The organism is Halomonas sp. (assembly GCF_034520545.1).
Taxonomy (GTDB): domain Bacteria; phylum Pseudomonadota; class Gammaproteobacteria; order Pseudomonadales; family Halomonadaceae; genus Halomonas.
Genome location: NZ_JAXHNN010000004.1, coordinates 1 through 13,027, shown reverse-complemented (window position 1 = coordinate 13,027; position 13,027 = coordinate 1). Strand labels below are relative to the sequence as shown.

Below are 13,027 nucleotides of genomic sequence, written 5' to 3'. Positions count from 1 at the left end.
AGAGGCTCCTCTCAAAGTGTAACGACGCCTGCCTGATGGTAAGCCTCGGCGCGCAGCCGGGCGATCTTCCAGTGGGCTGTCGCCCAGCTCAGCTGCTCCTCCACCGGCGCGGTGGTCAGCTCCCGGGGCGGTGCCTGGTCCAGTGCCGTCAGTGCCGCATGCAGCAGCGGGCGCACCGCATCGTCGTACTCCGGCAGGGCCGGCGCCAGGTTCTGCTTGGAGAGCTTCTGACCGTCTTCCCCGATGATCAATGGCAGATGCAGGTAGCGGGGGACGGGGAGGCTCATGGCATGCTGCAGCTGGCGCTGCCAAGGGGTGTTGTCGAGCAGGTCGAAGCCGCGCACCACGTCGCTGATTCCCTGGTCGGCGTCGTCGACCACCACGGCGAGCTGGTAGGCCCAGAGGCCATCCTTGCGCTGGAGCACCACGTCTCCGAGCTCGGCGGGGTCGAAGCGCTGCTCTCCGAACAGGCGGTCCTGCCAGACCACCGGACGCAGGCCCAGATCGCTGCGCAGTCGCCAGGCCACCGGCTTGTCGGGTTCTTGCACCCCGTGCCGACACCAGCCGGGGTAGACCGAGTAGTTGCGCCACTGCTTGCGTGAGCAGCTGCAGGGATAGGCGAGCCCTTGTGCCTTCAGGCGCTCCAGGGCGGCGGCATAGGCATCGTTGCAGTCATGTTGCCAGGTGGCCGGGCCGTCCCAGTGCAGGCCGAAGGCCTCGAGCTGGCGCAGTATGGTATCGGCGGCCCCGGCGGGGCAACGCGGCGGGTCAATGTCCTCGATGCGCAGACGCCACTCGCCCTTCGCACGGCGGGCATCCAGAAAACTGGCCAGGGCCGCCACCAGAGAGCCGAAGTGCAGGGGCCCCGAGGGGGTTGGCGCAAAGCGTCCACGGTAGTTGCTCATCGGCACTCCCTGTCGCGCAGGGGCAATACGCAAACGGGCACCCTGGGGTGCCCGTCGCGGGGTGAGATCGTGGCGATCGGCATGGCTGACTCAGCCGCCCAACTGCTTTTCCTTGAGCTCGGCCAGGGTCTTGCAGTCTACGCACAGGGTGGCGGTGGGCCGTGCCTCGAGCCGACGAATACCTATCTCGACGCCACATGCCTCGCAGAAGCCGTATTCGTCCTCGTCGATCTTCTCGAGCGTCTCGTTGATCTTCTTGAGCAGCTTGCGCTCGCGATCGCGGGTGCGCAGCTCCAGGTTGAAGCCTTCTTCCTGGGTGGCGCGATCGGCGGGGTCGGCGTAGTTGTTCGCCTCCTCCTGCAGGTGGCGCACGGTACGGTCGACTTCTTCCATGAGCTCCTGTTTCCAGCCCAGCAGGATCTGTCGGAAGTGCTCCAGCTGCTTATCGTTCATGTACTCTTCACCCGGCGCCGGCTCGTACGGGGTGAATTTCTTGGGAGCATCCATCTTCTTTTCAGCTACTGGCATGGGATTGCCTCGTTACTTGAGTGACTACTGATCAATACCCGCCGTGATGCCTGGTATCTCACGCCAAAGGGGTGCTTGTTTAGCGTAAAAACAAAGGTCGTGCAACCTCTTCCACCGCCAGGACTGCGCTTGCACGCCAAAAGTCGTAACATGCCGGTTTTACTCTCGGCCTCGGGAAGATGCCCGTTGTGCCGCGACGTGTCTAGAGGAGCCGTGCATGTCCTGGAATTCGCGCGTCGAGCGCATCGCCCCCTTCCGCGTGATGAGCCTGCTGGAGACGGCCCAGGCCCGCGAAGCCGCTGGGCACGATGTTATCCACCTGGAGGTCGGTGAGCCCGATTTCCCGACCCCCGAGCCGGTGATCGAGGCTGGCCATGCCGCACTGTCTGCCGGTCATACGCGTTACACGCCGGCGGCGGGGCTGCCGGCACTGCGTGAAGCCATCGCCGGCCACTATGCCGAGCACTTCGGCACTACGGTCGACCCGAGGCGGATCCTGGTCACGCCTGGCGCCTCCGGGGCGTTGCTGCTGGCCAGCCAGCTGCTGGCCGGCTCCGGTGATCGGGTGCTGATGGCCGACCCCAATTACCCCTGCAATCGCCACTTCATGGCCCTGGCCGGTGCCGAGGTGGACGCCGTGCCGGTGGGGCCTGCCAGCGGCTGGCAACTGGATGCGGGGCTCGTCGACAGCCACTGGCGCGACGAGACTCGTCTGGCGATGCTCGCCACGCCCTCGAACCCCACCGGCCATATGCTCGATGCCGGCCAGCTCTCGGCGGTGGCCGAAACGGTGGCGACGCGTGGCGGCCACTTGCTGGTGGACGAGATCTACCAGGGGCTCTGCTACGATCTCGAGCCGCTCTCGGTGGCCTCGATCACCGCGGACGCCTTCGTGGTCAACAGTTTCTCCAAGTACTTCGGCATGACCGGCTGGCGCCTCGGCTGGCTGCTGGCACCCGAGGCGGCGGTGGAGCCGCTTGCTCGGCTGGCCCAGAACGTCTTCCTGGCCGCTTCCACGCCAGCCCAGCATGCGGCACTCGCCGCCTTCTCGCCCGAATGCCGGGGCATCCTCGAGACTCGGCGCAGCGAGCTCGGGCGCCGCCGCAATGCCCTGCTGGCGGGGCTTTCCCGCCTGGGGCTGGCGCCCTCGCTGCCGCCCCAGGGGGCCTTCTACCTGTGGCTGGATATCTCGCGCTACAGCGACGACAGCGAGGCTTTCTGCCAGGCGCTGCTCGAGGAAGAGAACGTCGCCATCACCCCGGGCACCGATTTCGCCCTGCTCGGCGGCGAGCACCATGTGCGTATCGCCTTCACCACCGGCGAGGCGCGACTTGAAGAAGCCGTGTGTCGCCTCGAGCGCTTCCTGGCGCGTCGCTGATGGAGTATCCGGCCCTGGCCCCCGGGACCCTGCTGCGTCGCTACAAGCGCTTCCTGGCTGACGTGCGCCTCGACGATGGCCGCGAGGTGGTGGCTCACTGTCCCAATACCGGCTCGATGCGGGCGGTGAACGTGCCGGGTTGCCGGGTCTGGCTATCGTCCAGCGACAACCCGGCCCGCAAGCTGGCCTGGACCTGGGAGCTGATCGAGTTGCCGCAACTCGATGGCACCATGGCGGCGGTCTCGGTGCATACCGGGCGAGCCAACCGCATCGTCGAGGAAGCGCTGCGCGCGGGGTGTGTAAAGGAACTGGCCGGTCATGCGACGATCCGGAGGGAAGCCGCGGTAGAGGGGGCGAGACTCGACTTTCGCCTCGACGACCCTGAACGCGGCACCACCTTCGTCGAGGTCAAGCAGGTGACCCTCAGGGAGGCCGATGGCCACGGCTACTTCCCGGATGCGGTGAGCACGCGGGGCCGCCGGCACCTCGAAGCGCTGGCCGCGCTGGCGGCCCAGGGCCACCGTGCCGTGCTGCTCTTCTGCGTGGCCCACGAGGGCATCGAGGATGTGGCCCCGGCGGCCCACCTGGATCCGGCCTATGCCGATACCCTGCGTGAAGTGGCGACCCGTGGCGTGGAAGTGCTGGCGCGGCGCTGCGATGTACTCCGCGAGGCCGGCGTGCCGGTGGCGATCCGCCTGGGACGCCGGTTGCCGGTCTCGTTCATCCGCGAGCTGGGCCCCGCCGTGGTCGTCGATTGAGCCGGAAGACTCGCGTGCTCAGCGGTCGATATAGAAGCGCTGGATGAAGCTGACCTCGGCGGGCTCGGCATTGCGGTCGTAGCGCACGCGCAGGTCGAAGCGCATCGGCTCATCCTCGTGGATGCGGAAGACGGCTACCTGGGACGGCGTGTCGCCGATGCGCAGGCTGCGGAACGCCAGCGGCATGGCGTCGTCCCCGTCGAGCCCGCCGATGCTACCGTCGACCGGCGCCGAGACCGGCCGGGTCGAGCCATCCTCGAGCTCTTCGATCACGCTGACGTTGAGCAGGGCCATGACCCGGCTGCGCTGGATGCCATGCTCCCGGGCCACTTCCTCAGGCAGGAAGCTGGTGTTCACTGCGCTGTAGTGGATCTGGTGGTTCCCCACCTGTTCGTACTGCTGGGCCTGGGCCGGTAGGGTCAACAGCAGCACCAGGCTCGCTGCCAGGGCTATCAGGCTGTGTCGCATCATCGTCGGTTCTCCCTTATTCGGTCTCTTTCGCCTGCGCCTCCCCGGCATCATGCCTCGCGGCGGGCGACCCGGAAGATGGCGATCTCGCCGAACAGGTTGGGCCACCACCGCGAGGTCCAGTGCCCCTCGTGGTCGCCGATGCCCACCGCCCGGTCGACAATGCTCAGACCCTTGTCGCGGCAGAGTTGTTCAAAGTCGTTGAAGGTCGATAGGTGGATGTTCGGCGTGTCGTACCAGGCGTGAGGCAGCGACCGGGATACCGGCATGTAGCCCTTGAAGCCCAGGTAGGCGCGGTGACGCCAGTAGGCGAAGTTGGGGAAGGTGATGATGCACTCTCCGGCAACGCGCAGCATCTCGTCGAGCATCAGGTCGGGGCGGCGCAGGGCCTGAAGCGCCTGAGTCATGACCACCAGGTCGCAGGCATCATCCTCGAAATTTGCGAGCCCTTCGTCGAGGTTCTGCTCGATGACGTTGACGCCCTTGGCCAGGCAGGCGGTGATGCCGTCCGGGTCGATCTCCAGGCCGAAGCCCGTGACCTGCTTGTCGCTGGCCAGCGCCGCCAGCAGCGTGCCCTCGCCGCAGCCCAGGTCGAGTACCCTCGCACCTTGTGGAACCCAGTCGTGAATCAGCTTGAGGTCGGCACGCATCATCGGCGTTCCTCCAGGCCCTGGTCGCGGGCAACACGGTTCATGAAGGCGGCGAACACCGCCTGATAACGCGGCTCGGGCATCAGGAAAGCGTCGTGACCATGGGGCGAGTCGATATTGGCATAGCTGACGGCCTTGTCGGCGCGGATCAGGGCATTGACCAGCTCCTTGGAGCGCGGCGGTGGGAAGCGCCAGTCGGTGGTGAAGCTGACCACCAGGAAAGGGCAGGCGGCAGAGGCCAGAGCTCGAGCCAGATCACCGCCGTGGGCCGCAGCCGGGTCGAAGTAGTCCAGCGCCTTGGTCATCAGCAGGTAGGTGTTGGCATCGAAGGAATTGGAAAAGGTGTCGCCCTGGTGGCGCAGATAGGATTCCACCTGGAATTCCACGTCGTAGCCGAAGTTCAGGTCGTTGCTGCGCAAGTCGCGGCCGAACTTGCTGCCCATGGCATCTTCGGAGAGGTAAGTGATGTGGCCCACCATGCGGGCGAGCTTGAGGCCGCGACGCGGCACCGTGTCATGATTGGCGTACCAACCATCCTGGAAGTCACGGTCGGAGCGGATTGCCTGGCGCGCCACTTCGTTGAAGGCGATGTTCTGTGCCGACAGTTTTGGCGTCGCCGCGATGACCACTGCATTGGCGATTCGCTCGGGATAGTCGAGGGTCCACTGCAGGACCTGCATGCCCCCCAGGCTGCCTCCGATCACGGCGGCAAAGCGCTCGATGCCCAGTCGATCGGCCAGCCGCGCCTGGCTGTGGACCCAGTCTTCTACGGTCATGATCGGGAAGTCGGGCCCCCAATGGTGCCCTGTCGCCGGGTTCTCGCTGGTGGGGCCGGTGCTGCCATGGCAGCCGCCGAGGTTGTTCAGCGAAACCACGAAGAAGCGCTCCGTGTCGATCGACTTGCCGGGGCCGATGTGCGCGTCCCACCAGCCCGGCTTGCGCTCGTCCATCGCGTGATAGCCCGCCGCATGGTGGTGGCCGGAGAGGGCATGACAGATCAGGATAGCATTGGAGCGTTCGGGGTTTAGGGTACCGTAGGTCTCGTATACCAGGTCATAGGCCGGCAGCGTCCTGCCGCAGGCCAGGGGCAGCGGGTCGTCGAAGTGCGCCGTCTCGGGCGTCACCAGGCCGACCGAATCGGGGGGAAGCTCGGGCATCAGTCGTGTCGTGTCCAGTCGTGGGTGTCGGCCGGCCTCAGAGGCCGACCAGGGCACCGGCGATGCCGGCGGCACGGGTCAGCGAGCCCACCACGATACCATCGATCAGGCTGATGGCGATGAACACCACGATGGGCGATAGGTCGATCATGCCGAGTGGCGGGATCACCTTGCGTACCGGCGCCATGATCGGCTCCACCAGCTGCATCACCAGCAGGGCGCCCGGGTGGCTGGCCTGGGGGGCCACCCAACTGAGGATGATCATCACGATCAGGGCGAAGAAGTAGATCTTGAGGATGGCGTTGGCAATGGCAGCCACTGAGCCGATCGCCACGCCGGCGATGGGTGCCATGCCGAAGCCGGCGATCTGGAGGATCACGATGATGCTGATCGCCTTGATGACGAAGGCCGTGGCCAGGGTGGCCAGGTCGAAGCGTCCCATTACCGGTCCCAGGAAACTCTGGAAGGGACGCACCGCCGGCTGGGTGATCTTCACCACCGATTGGCTGATGGGGTTGTAGTAGTCGGCCCGGGATGCCTGCAGCAGGAAGCGCAGCATCAGCAGAAATATGTAGATGTTGATCAGGGTGTTTACCAGCAGTAGGCCGGCGCTTCCCAGTTGACTGCCCATCGGGGCTCCTCCGTGTCGTTGAATCGTCGTCGTGTCGGCCTTATTGAGTGACGGACACTATCACTATCGGGTCAGCGCTTGCCGAGTTCGTCGGCCATCTCGCCGGCACGGTTGGCACAAGCGGTCATCGCCTCGGCCATGATGCGGCGCAGGCCGGCATCTTCCAGGTGCTCGATGGCTCGCTCGGTGGTGCCGCCTGGTGACATGACGTTGCGCTTGAGCTCGGCGGGTGGCTTGTCACTCGAGAGCGCCATCTTTGCCGCGCCCAGGGCGGTCTGCATGGCCAGTCGCCGTGCGGTGTCGGCGGGCAGGCCCAGCTTTGCGCCGGCCTCCTCCATGGCCTCGAACATCAGGAAGAAGTAGGCCGGGGCACTGCCCGAGACCGCGGTGACCGCATCGAGCAAGGCCTCGTCGTCGACCCATTCCACCAGGCCCACGGCCTCCATAAGCTCGGTGGCCAGCCGGCGCTGGGTGTCGTCCACGTTGGCATTGGCGAAGAGTCCGGCGGCCCCGGCGCCGACGAGGGCGGGAGTGTTGGGCATGCAGCGTACCAAGGGAAGGTCGCCGCCGAGCCAGTGTTCCAGGGTCTCGGCGGGCAGGCCTGCCGCCACCGAGACGATCAGCGGCCGGCGCGCCTGGACGGCATCGCGCATCTTCTCGCAGACTTCGCGCATGATTTGCGGTTTGACTGCCAGCACCACCACATCCGACTCGGCGACGGCCGCGGCATTGTCGGTCGCGGTGCGGATGCCCAGCCTTTCGCGTAGTGGGGCGAGGATGTCGTCGCTTGGTGAGGTGGCCATGATGTCGTCGGGTGAGAAGCCGCTCTCGATCATCCCGCCGATGATGGCGCCCGCCATGTTGCCGGCGCCGATGAAGGTGACTTTGCTGGCCATGGGATCTGTCCTGTGTCGGTCGACGTATGTGGCCGGTTTTGTCTGCCGGCGTCTGGTGGTTATCACTCTCGTGCGGTTCGCTCACCGAAAATCGCGGTACCCAGGCGGATCAGGGTGGCACCCTCGAGCACGGCAGCCTCCAGGTCGCTGGACATGCCCATCGAGAGGGTGTCGAGTGGCGCCTCAGGGAAGCGCTCGCGGAGCCCCTCGAGAGCCTCGCGGAGCCGGGCAAAGGGCGCACGCTGCGCATTCAACTCTTCGGCCGGAGCGGGGATCGCCATCAGCCCGCGCAGGCGCAGGGCCGGCATCGCCTGTATTGCCTCGGCGAGGGCCGGTAGTGCCTCCAGCGAGACGCCGGACTTGCTCGCCTCGTCGCTGATGTTGACCTGCAGGCAGATGTCCAATGGGCCAAGCGCCTCGGGGCGTTGATCATTCAGGCGCCTGGCAATCTTCTCACGGTCTACGCTATGTACCCAGGTGAAGTGCTCGGCCACCTCGCGAGTCTTGTTGGATTGCAGGGGGCCGATGAAATGCCAGACGATGGGATCCAGTTCCGTCAGCTCGGCCTGTTTGTCCAAGGCCTCTTGCACATAGTTCTCGCCGAACTCGCGCTGGCCGAGGTGCCAGGCCTCGCGGATCATGGCGGCGGGCTTGGTCTTGCTGACGGCCAGCAGTCGGACGGCATCGGCGGGCCGGTCGGCGGCGCTCAGCGCCTCGACGAGGCGGGTGCGGGCAGCGGCCAATGACTCGGAAAGTACCAGCTCCGTCATGTCTGAGTGTCTGTCATACTGAAGGAAACCTTATCCCGGGAGCAGGGGAAACGCATGGATATTACCGAACTGTTGGCTTTCTCGGCAAAGCAGAACGCCTCGGACCTCCACCTTTCGGCGGGTCTGCCGCCGATGATCCGTGTCGATGGCGACATCCGCCGGCTCAACGTGCCGGCCATGGATGACCGCGAGGTCCGTAAAATGATCTACGACATCATGGCGGACCGCCAGCGCCGCGACTATGAGGAGTTCTTCGAAACCGATTTCTCCTTCGAGGTGCCGGGTGTCTCGCGCTTTCGTGTCAACGTCTTCAACCAGGGGCGCGGCGCGGCTGCCGTCTTTCGGACGATCCCTACCGAGGTCCTGACCATGGAGAACCTGGGAATGGGGCAGGTCTTCCGTCAGCTCTCCATGCTGCCTCGCGGCCTGGTGCTGGTCACCGGCCCCACCGGCTCGGGTAAGAGCACCACGCTCGCGGCGATGATCGACTACATCAACGACAACCGCTTCGAGCACATCCTCACCATCGAGGACCCGGTGGAATTCGTCCACCGCAGCAAGCGCTGTTTGGTCAACCAGCGCGAGGTGCACCGCGATACCCATGGCTTCGCTCCGGCGTTGCGCAGTGCCCTTCGCGAAGACCCGGACATCATCCTGGTCGGCGAGCTACGCGACCTGGAGACGATCAGACTTGCCCTCACCGCCGCCGAGACCGGCCACCTGGTGTTCGGCACCTTGCACACCACCTCAGCGGCCAAGACCATCGACCGGATCATCGATGTGTTTCCCGGTGATGAAAAGTCCATGGTGCGCTCGATGCTCTCCGAGTCATTGCAGGCGGTAATCTCTCAGGCCCTGCTCAAGCGCCAGGGCGGCGGCCGCGTGGCGGCCCACGAGATCCTCGTGGCTACTGCGGCGGTGCGCAACCTGATCCGCGAGGACAAGGTGGCGCAGATCTACTCGGCGATCCAGACCGGTGGCAACCTGGGTATGCAGACCCTGGATTCCTCGTTGGCGCGCCTGGTGACGGACAACACGGTGGCGCGCGAAGAGGCCCAGGCAAAGGCCAAGAGCGTGCTGGCGAGCTGAGGAAGAGACAACGACAACCAAGGAGCAGCGACATGACGGCTCAAGAGTGGCTCAACCAACTGCTGGACATCATGGTGCAGAAGGAGGCGTCGGATCTGCTGATCTCGGTGAATGCGCCGCCGACCCTCAAGATGGCCGGCCAGCTCACTCCCTTGGGCGACCAGGGGCTCAGCGTGGCGCAGGTCACCGAACTGGTTGCTGCGTCGATTCCCGATATATTGCAGGAACGCTTCCGGGTCGAGCACGAGGCCAACTTCGCGCTGAGCCTCAAGGGCAAGGGTCGCTTCCGCGTCAGTGCCTTCCAGCAGCGCAACCAGATGGCCATGGTGATCCGGCGCATTGGCTTCGAGATTCCCCACATGGAGGAGCTGTCGCTGCCTTCCACCCTCGGCGATCTGGTCAACAATAAGCGTGGCCTGGTGTTCGTGGTCGGGGGGACAGGCACCGGCAAGTCGACCACCCTGGCGTCTATGATCCAGCAGCGCAACGAGACCGTGGGTGGGCACATCATCAGCGTCGAGGACCCCATCGAGTACGTTCATCCACACCGCAAGGCGATCATCAATCAGCGCGAGGTCGGCATCGACACCGAATCCTTCGAGGTGGCGCTGAAGAACACCCTGCGCCAGGCACCGGACGTGATCCTGATCGGCGAGGTGCGTACCCGGGAGACCATGGAGCACGCCCTTACCTTCGCCGAGACCGGCCATCTCTGCCTGGCCACCTTGCACGCCAACAACGCCAACCAGGCGCTGGATCGAATCATCAACTTCTTTCCTATCGAGCGGCATGCCCAGGTTTGGCTCGACCTCTCGCTCAACCTGCGGGCCATCGTTGCCCAGCAACTGCTCCCCACCGTGGATGGCGGACGCTGTCCGGCCATCGAGATCATGCTCAAGTCGCCGTTGATCGGTGACCTGGTGCGCAAGGGGGAGGTCTCCGAGATCAAGAACATCATGACACGCTCGCGGGATCTCGGCATGCAGACCTTCGACCAGGCGCTTTTCGATCTCTTCAAGGCCGGCAAGATCACCGAGGAAGTGGCGCTGGTGCATGCCGATTCTGCCAACGACCTGCGCATGATGATCAAGTACGGCGACAAGGACAGCGAAGGGGTGGCCGGGGCCAGGGAAGCGGCCAGTCATCTGTCACTGCGCGGGGAGGACGACTTCTAGGGCGCCCGGCGGCTCAGGAGGCGTAGATCCCGCCCAGCAGCCGGGGGCCGGCGGCGCCCGTGACCGAGGGCAGGTTGCCGGGCAACCCGGCCAGGCGCCGCCACGCCAACCAGGCGAAGGCGCCGGCTTCCAGCCAATCAGCGGGCCAGCCCCAGTCATCTCCTGGAAGCAGCGGCGTCTCGGGCAGCCGACGGGCCAGACGGGACAGAAGGTCCGGATTGTGGGCGCCGCCGCCGCAGGGCACCAGCAGCGCGGCTGGCGGGGCATCGAGGCGCTCCCTGGCCATGTCCACGCCGAGGGCTATGCTAGCGGCGGTCAGCTCGGCCAATGTAGCCTGGACGTCCCGTGGCGCCTCTCCGCCCCGCAGGTGTCCTTGCAGCCAGTGCAGGTGGAAGAGCTCGCGGCCGGTGCTGCGGGGCGGAGGCAGGTGGAAGTAGGGCTCCGCCAGGAGGCGCTTCAGCAGCGCCTCGTCGACTTTTCCCGAAGCTGCCCAGGCCCCACCGGCATCGAAGCGTCCCCCACGATGGCGGGCATGCCAGGCGTCCAGCAGAGCATTGGCGGGGCCGGTATCGAAGCCCAGCGGCAGGCGTTCGTCCTCGGCGGGCGGCAGAAGGGTAAGGTTGGCGAAGCCGCCCAGGTTGAGCACCAGGCGCCATTCGCGGCATGTCCGGAACAATGCCTCATGGAAGGCTGGAGCCAAGGGTGCGGCCTGGCCGCCGGCGGCTAGATCGCGACGGCGGAAGTCGGCCACCACCTGGCAGTTGGTGAGCTCGGCCAGCAAGCTCGGATTGTCGAGCTGTAGTGTATAGCTCGGGCCACCGCCATGGCCCAGTGGGGCGTGCTCAATGGTCTGGCCATGGCTACCGATTGCGGAAATCGCCGCCTTTTCCACGTTACCTGCTGCCATTACGGCTTCGACGGCGGTGGTCTGCAGACGGCAGAAGGCGTCCTCTGCGGTCGCCAGTTCGCTGAAGGCCGCCTGGTCGGCATGACAGAGCCGCCATAGCAGGTCGCGTAGCGTCTCGGGCATCGGCGTGTGGTGGGTGGCAACCAGGCGTGGTGTGCCCTCCTCGTGGATCTCGACGAGGGCGGCGTCGATGCCGTCGAGGCTGGTGCCTGACATCAGGCCGATGAAGAGGCTCATGGGGACTCCCTGACGGGCTCAACCGTGGATGGCCGGACATGGTAACATCCTCGACCATTCGACTACCGCGTGCCCGCGGGGTTGCGGGCCGCCTGCTGAGTGGAGAGGAGACAATGACCGATGTTGCTGGCGCCCTGGCGCTGCTGAAACGTGGCACCCATGAGATTCTCCTCGAGGAGGAGCTGGTCAAGAAGCTGGAGTCCGGGCGCAGGTTGCGCATCAAGGCAGGCTTTGACCCCACCGCGCCGGACCTGCACTTGGGACACAGTGTCTTGCTGACCAAGATGCGTCAGTTTCAGGACCTGGGCCACGAGGTCATCTTCCTGATCGGCGACTTTACCGGTCGCATCGGTGACCCCACAGGCAAGAACGTAACGCGCAAGCCGCTCACCGAGGAAGAGGTCAAGGCCAACGCCCAGACCTACAAGGAGCAGGTGTTCAAGATCCTCGACCCCGAGAAGACCGAAGTGCGCTTCAATGCCGAATGGTTCTCCGCGATGAGCGCAGCCGACATGATCGAGCTGGCCGGCCAGAGCACCGTGGCGCGCATGCTCGAGCGGGATGATTTCGACAAGCGCTACAGCGCGGCTCAGCCCATTTCCATCCACGAGTTCCTCTATCCGTTGGTGCAGGGCTACGACTCCGTGGCGCTGGAGGCCGACGTTGAGCTCGGCGGTACCGATCAGAAGTTCAACCTGTTGATGGGTCGCGAGATCCAGAAACACTTCGGCCAGTCGCCCCAAGTCGTGATCACCATGCCGCTGCTAGAAGGGTTGGACGGCGTACAGAAGATGTCCAAGTCCCTGGGCAACTATGTCGGGGTCGATGAGGCGCCGGGGGCGATGTTCAACAAGCTGGTTTCCATGCCCGATAGCCTGATGTGGCGGTATTTCGAGCTGCTCTCGCTCAAGCCCAACGAGGAGCTCGAGGCGCTCAAGCGCGATGTCGAGGCCGGCGCTAATCCCCGTGACATCAAGATGACCTTGGCCCGCGAGCTGATTGGTCGCTATCACGGTGAGGATGCGGCGGCTAACGCCCATCGCTCTGCCGGCAACCAACTGGCAGAGGGTGAGTTACCCGAGGATCTGCCCGAGATAGAGGTCGACTTCGAGGGTAGCGCCCAGGCGCCTATCGCGGCGGTGCTGAATCGCTCGGGATTGGCCAACAACAGCGCCCAGGCCAAGGACATGCTGGGTAATGGCCGGGTCAAGGTGGATGGCGACGTGGTCCAGCGCGATCATATGCTGGACACTGGGCGGAGCTATGTCATTCAGGCGGGCAAGAAGCGCTATGCCCGGGTGAACCTCGCCTGACCCCATCACAAGTTTCGCTACGACGCCCGCCCTGAGCGAGCGTCGTCGTCTCTGCACTTCAGGCAGTTCATCCACAACTTTTCTTTCCTGAAGCCCTTGCGTGCTCCCGGAGGAATCCGTAGAGTACGCATCCGCTGCCAGCGACGTGCAACGTTGCAGGCGGTT

At 65.3% G+C, this 13,027-nt stretch carries 14 protein-coding genes; 5 read left to right on the top strand and 9 right to left on the bottom strand.

What is annotated here, in order from left to right; translation table 11 throughout:
• Window positions 1–11: 11 nt before the first annotated feature.
• Window positions 12–905, bottom strand: coding sequence for a tRNA glutamyl-Q(34) synthetase GluQRS (gene gluQRS / locus U5L98_RS04085; protein ID WP_322557079.1), 894 nt, complete (start codon window positions 903–905; stop codon window positions 12–14).
• A 90-nt stretch (window positions 906–995) separates the two neighbouring features.
• Window positions 996–1,433 carry an RNA polymerase-binding protein DksA gene (gene dksA / locus U5L98_RS04080; RefSeq protein WP_151442237.1) on the bottom strand — a complete coding sequence of 146 codons (438 nt, stop codon included), beginning with the start codon at window positions 1,431–1,433 and terminating at the stop codon, window positions 996–998.
• A gap of 217 nt (window positions 1,434–1,650) precedes the next feature.
• Here dksA and U5L98_RS04075 point away from each other — a divergent pair, with 217 nt between their 5' ends.
• Window positions 1,651–2,811 carry an aminotransferase class I/II-fold pyridoxal phosphate-dependent enzyme gene (locus U5L98_RS04075; RefSeq protein WP_322557078.1) on the top strand — a complete coding sequence of 387 codons (1,161 nt, stop codon included), beginning with the start codon at window positions 1,651–1,653 and terminating at the stop codon, window positions 2,809–2,811.
• Entirely contained in the window at window positions 2,811–3,569 is a 759-nt protein-coding gene (sfsA, locus tag U5L98_RS04070; RefSeq protein WP_322557077.1) for a DNA/RNA nuclease SfsA, read from the top strand. Before U5L98_RS04075 ends, sfsA begins: the two co-directional genes overlap by 1 nt.
• Window positions 3,570–3,587: 18 nt before the next feature.
• Here the strand turns inward: sfsA and U5L98_RS04065 are convergent, their stop codons facing one another.
• From U5L98_RS04065 to U5L98_RS04040, 6 genes are all read right to left on the bottom strand, one after another.
• Window positions 3,588–4,040, bottom strand: coding sequence for a DUF4426 domain-containing protein (locus U5L98_RS04065; RefSeq protein ID WP_322557076.1), 453 nt, complete (start codon window positions 4,038–4,040; stop codon window positions 3,588–3,590).
• A gap of 47 nt (window positions 4,041–4,087) precedes the next feature.
• Entirely contained in the window at window positions 4,088–4,687 is a 600-nt protein-coding gene (metW, locus tag U5L98_RS04060) for a methionine biosynthesis protein MetW (RefSeq protein ID WP_322557117.1), read from the bottom strand.
• Entirely contained in the window at window positions 4,687–5,844 is a 1,158-nt protein-coding gene (metX, locus tag U5L98_RS04055; RefSeq protein WP_322557075.1) for a homoserine O-succinyltransferase MetX, read from the bottom strand. The genes metW and metX overlap by 1 nt, the downstream gene beginning before the upstream one ends.
• Before the next feature lie 37 nt (window positions 5,845–5,881).
• A complete protein-coding gene (locus U5L98_RS04050; protein WP_322557074.1) occupies window positions 5,882–6,475 on the bottom strand; it encodes a YggT family protein in 594 nt (197 codons plus the stop codon).
• 71 nt (window positions 6,476–6,546) lie between these two features.
• Complete coding sequence (proC, locus tag U5L98_RS04045; RefSeq protein ID WP_322557073.1) at window positions 6,547–7,371, bottom strand: pyrroline-5-carboxylate reductase; 825 nt, start codon at window positions 7,369–7,371, stop codon at window positions 6,547–6,549.
• A 62-nt stretch (window positions 7,372–7,433) separates the two neighbouring features.
• A complete protein-coding gene (locus U5L98_RS04040) occupies window positions 7,434–8,141 on the bottom strand; it encodes a YggS family pyridoxal phosphate-dependent enzyme (RefSeq protein ID WP_322557072.1) in 708 nt (235 codons plus the stop codon).
• Between the two features lie 54 nt (window positions 8,142–8,195).
• On the opposite strand from U5L98_RS04040, the gene U5L98_RS04035 reads away from it, so the two are divergent.
• Both U5L98_RS04035 and U5L98_RS04030 read left to right on the top strand, forming a co-directional pair.
• Window positions 8,196–9,230: a type IV pilus twitching motility protein PilT gene (locus U5L98_RS04035; protein ID WP_322557071.1), complete on the top strand. Its 1,035-nt coding sequence runs from the start codon at window positions 8,196–8,198 to the stop codon at window positions 9,228–9,230.
• A gap of 32 nt (window positions 9,231–9,262) precedes the next feature.
• Window positions 9,263–10,405 carry a PilT/PilU family type 4a pilus ATPase gene (locus tag U5L98_RS04030; protein WP_322557070.1) on the top strand — a complete coding sequence of 381 codons (1,143 nt, stop codon included), beginning with the start codon at window positions 9,263–9,265 and terminating at the stop codon, window positions 10,403–10,405.
• Window positions 10,406–10,418: 13 nt separating this feature from the next.
• On the opposite strand, the gene U5L98_RS04025 is transcribed toward U5L98_RS04030, so the two are convergent.
• On the bottom strand, window positions 10,419–11,549 hold the full coding sequence (locus tag U5L98_RS04025; protein ID WP_322557069.1) for an anhydro-N-acetylmuramic acid kinase: 1,131 nt from the start codon (window positions 11,547–11,549) through the stop codon (window positions 10,419–10,421).
• Window positions 11,550–11,662: 113 nt separating this feature from the next.
• Here U5L98_RS04025 and tyrS point away from each other — a divergent pair, with 113 nt between their 5' ends.
• Window positions 11,663–12,862 (top strand): tyrosine--tRNA ligase, encoded by a 1,200-nt coding sequence (tyrS, locus tag U5L98_RS04020; RefSeq protein ID WP_322557068.1) that lies wholly within the window; start codon window positions 11,663–11,665, stop codon window positions 12,860–12,862.
• Window positions 12,863–13,027: the final 165 nt, after the last annotated feature.

What these genes read in the sequence shown, in the direction of transcription:
- gluQRS (WP_322557079.1), bottom strand. Translation starts at nt 905, where the DNA reads ATGAGCAACTACCGTGGACGCTTTGCGCCAACCCCCTCGGGGCCCCTG.
- dksA (WP_151442237.1), bottom strand. Translation starts at nt 1,433, where the DNA reads ATGCCAGTAGCTGAAAAGAAGATGGATGCTCCCAAGAAATTCACCCCG.
- U5L98_RS04075 (WP_322557078.1), top strand. Translation starts at nt 1,651, where the DNA reads ATGTCCTGGAATTCGCGCGTCGAGCGCATCGCCCCCTTCCGCGTGATG.
- sfsA (WP_322557077.1), top strand. Translation starts at nt 2,811, where the DNA reads ATGGAGTATCCGGCCCTGGCCCCCGGGACCCTGCTGCGTCGCTACAAG.
- U5L98_RS04065 (WP_322557076.1), bottom strand. Translation starts at nt 4,040, where the DNA reads ATGATGCGACACAGCCTGATAGCCCTGGCAGCGAGCCTGGTGCTGCTG.
- metW (WP_322557117.1), bottom strand. Translation starts at nt 4,687, where the DNA reads ATGCGTGCCGACCTCAAGCTGATTCACGACTGGGTTCCACAAGGTGCG.
- metX (WP_322557075.1), bottom strand. Translation starts at nt 5,844, where the DNA reads ATGCCCGAGCTTCCCCCCGATTCGGTCGGCCTGGTGACGCCCGAGACG.
- U5L98_RS04050 (WP_322557074.1), bottom strand. Translation starts at nt 6,475, where the DNA reads ATGGGCAGTCAACTGGGAAGCGCCGGCCTACTGCTGGTAAACACCCTG.
- proC (WP_322557073.1), bottom strand. Translation starts at nt 7,371, where the DNA reads ATGGCCAGCAAAGTCACCTTCATCGGCGCCGGCAACATGGCGGGCGCC.
- U5L98_RS04040 (WP_322557072.1), bottom strand. Translation starts at nt 8,141, where the DNA reads ATGACGGAGCTGGTACTTTCCGAGTCATTGGCCGCTGCCCGCACCCGC.
- U5L98_RS04035 (WP_322557071.1), top strand. Translation starts at nt 8,196, where the DNA reads ATGGATATTACCGAACTGTTGGCTTTCTCGGCAAAGCAGAACGCCTCG.
- U5L98_RS04030 (WP_322557070.1), top strand. Translation starts at nt 9,263, where the DNA reads ATGACGGCTCAAGAGTGGCTCAACCAACTGCTGGACATCATGGTGCAG.
- U5L98_RS04025 (WP_322557069.1), bottom strand. Translation starts at nt 11,549, where the DNA reads ATGAGCCTCTTCATCGGCCTGATGTCAGGCACCAGCCTCGACGGCATC.
- tyrS (WP_322557068.1), top strand. Translation starts at nt 11,663, where the DNA reads ATGACCGATGTTGCTGGCGCCCTGGCGCTGCTGAAACGTGGCACCCAT.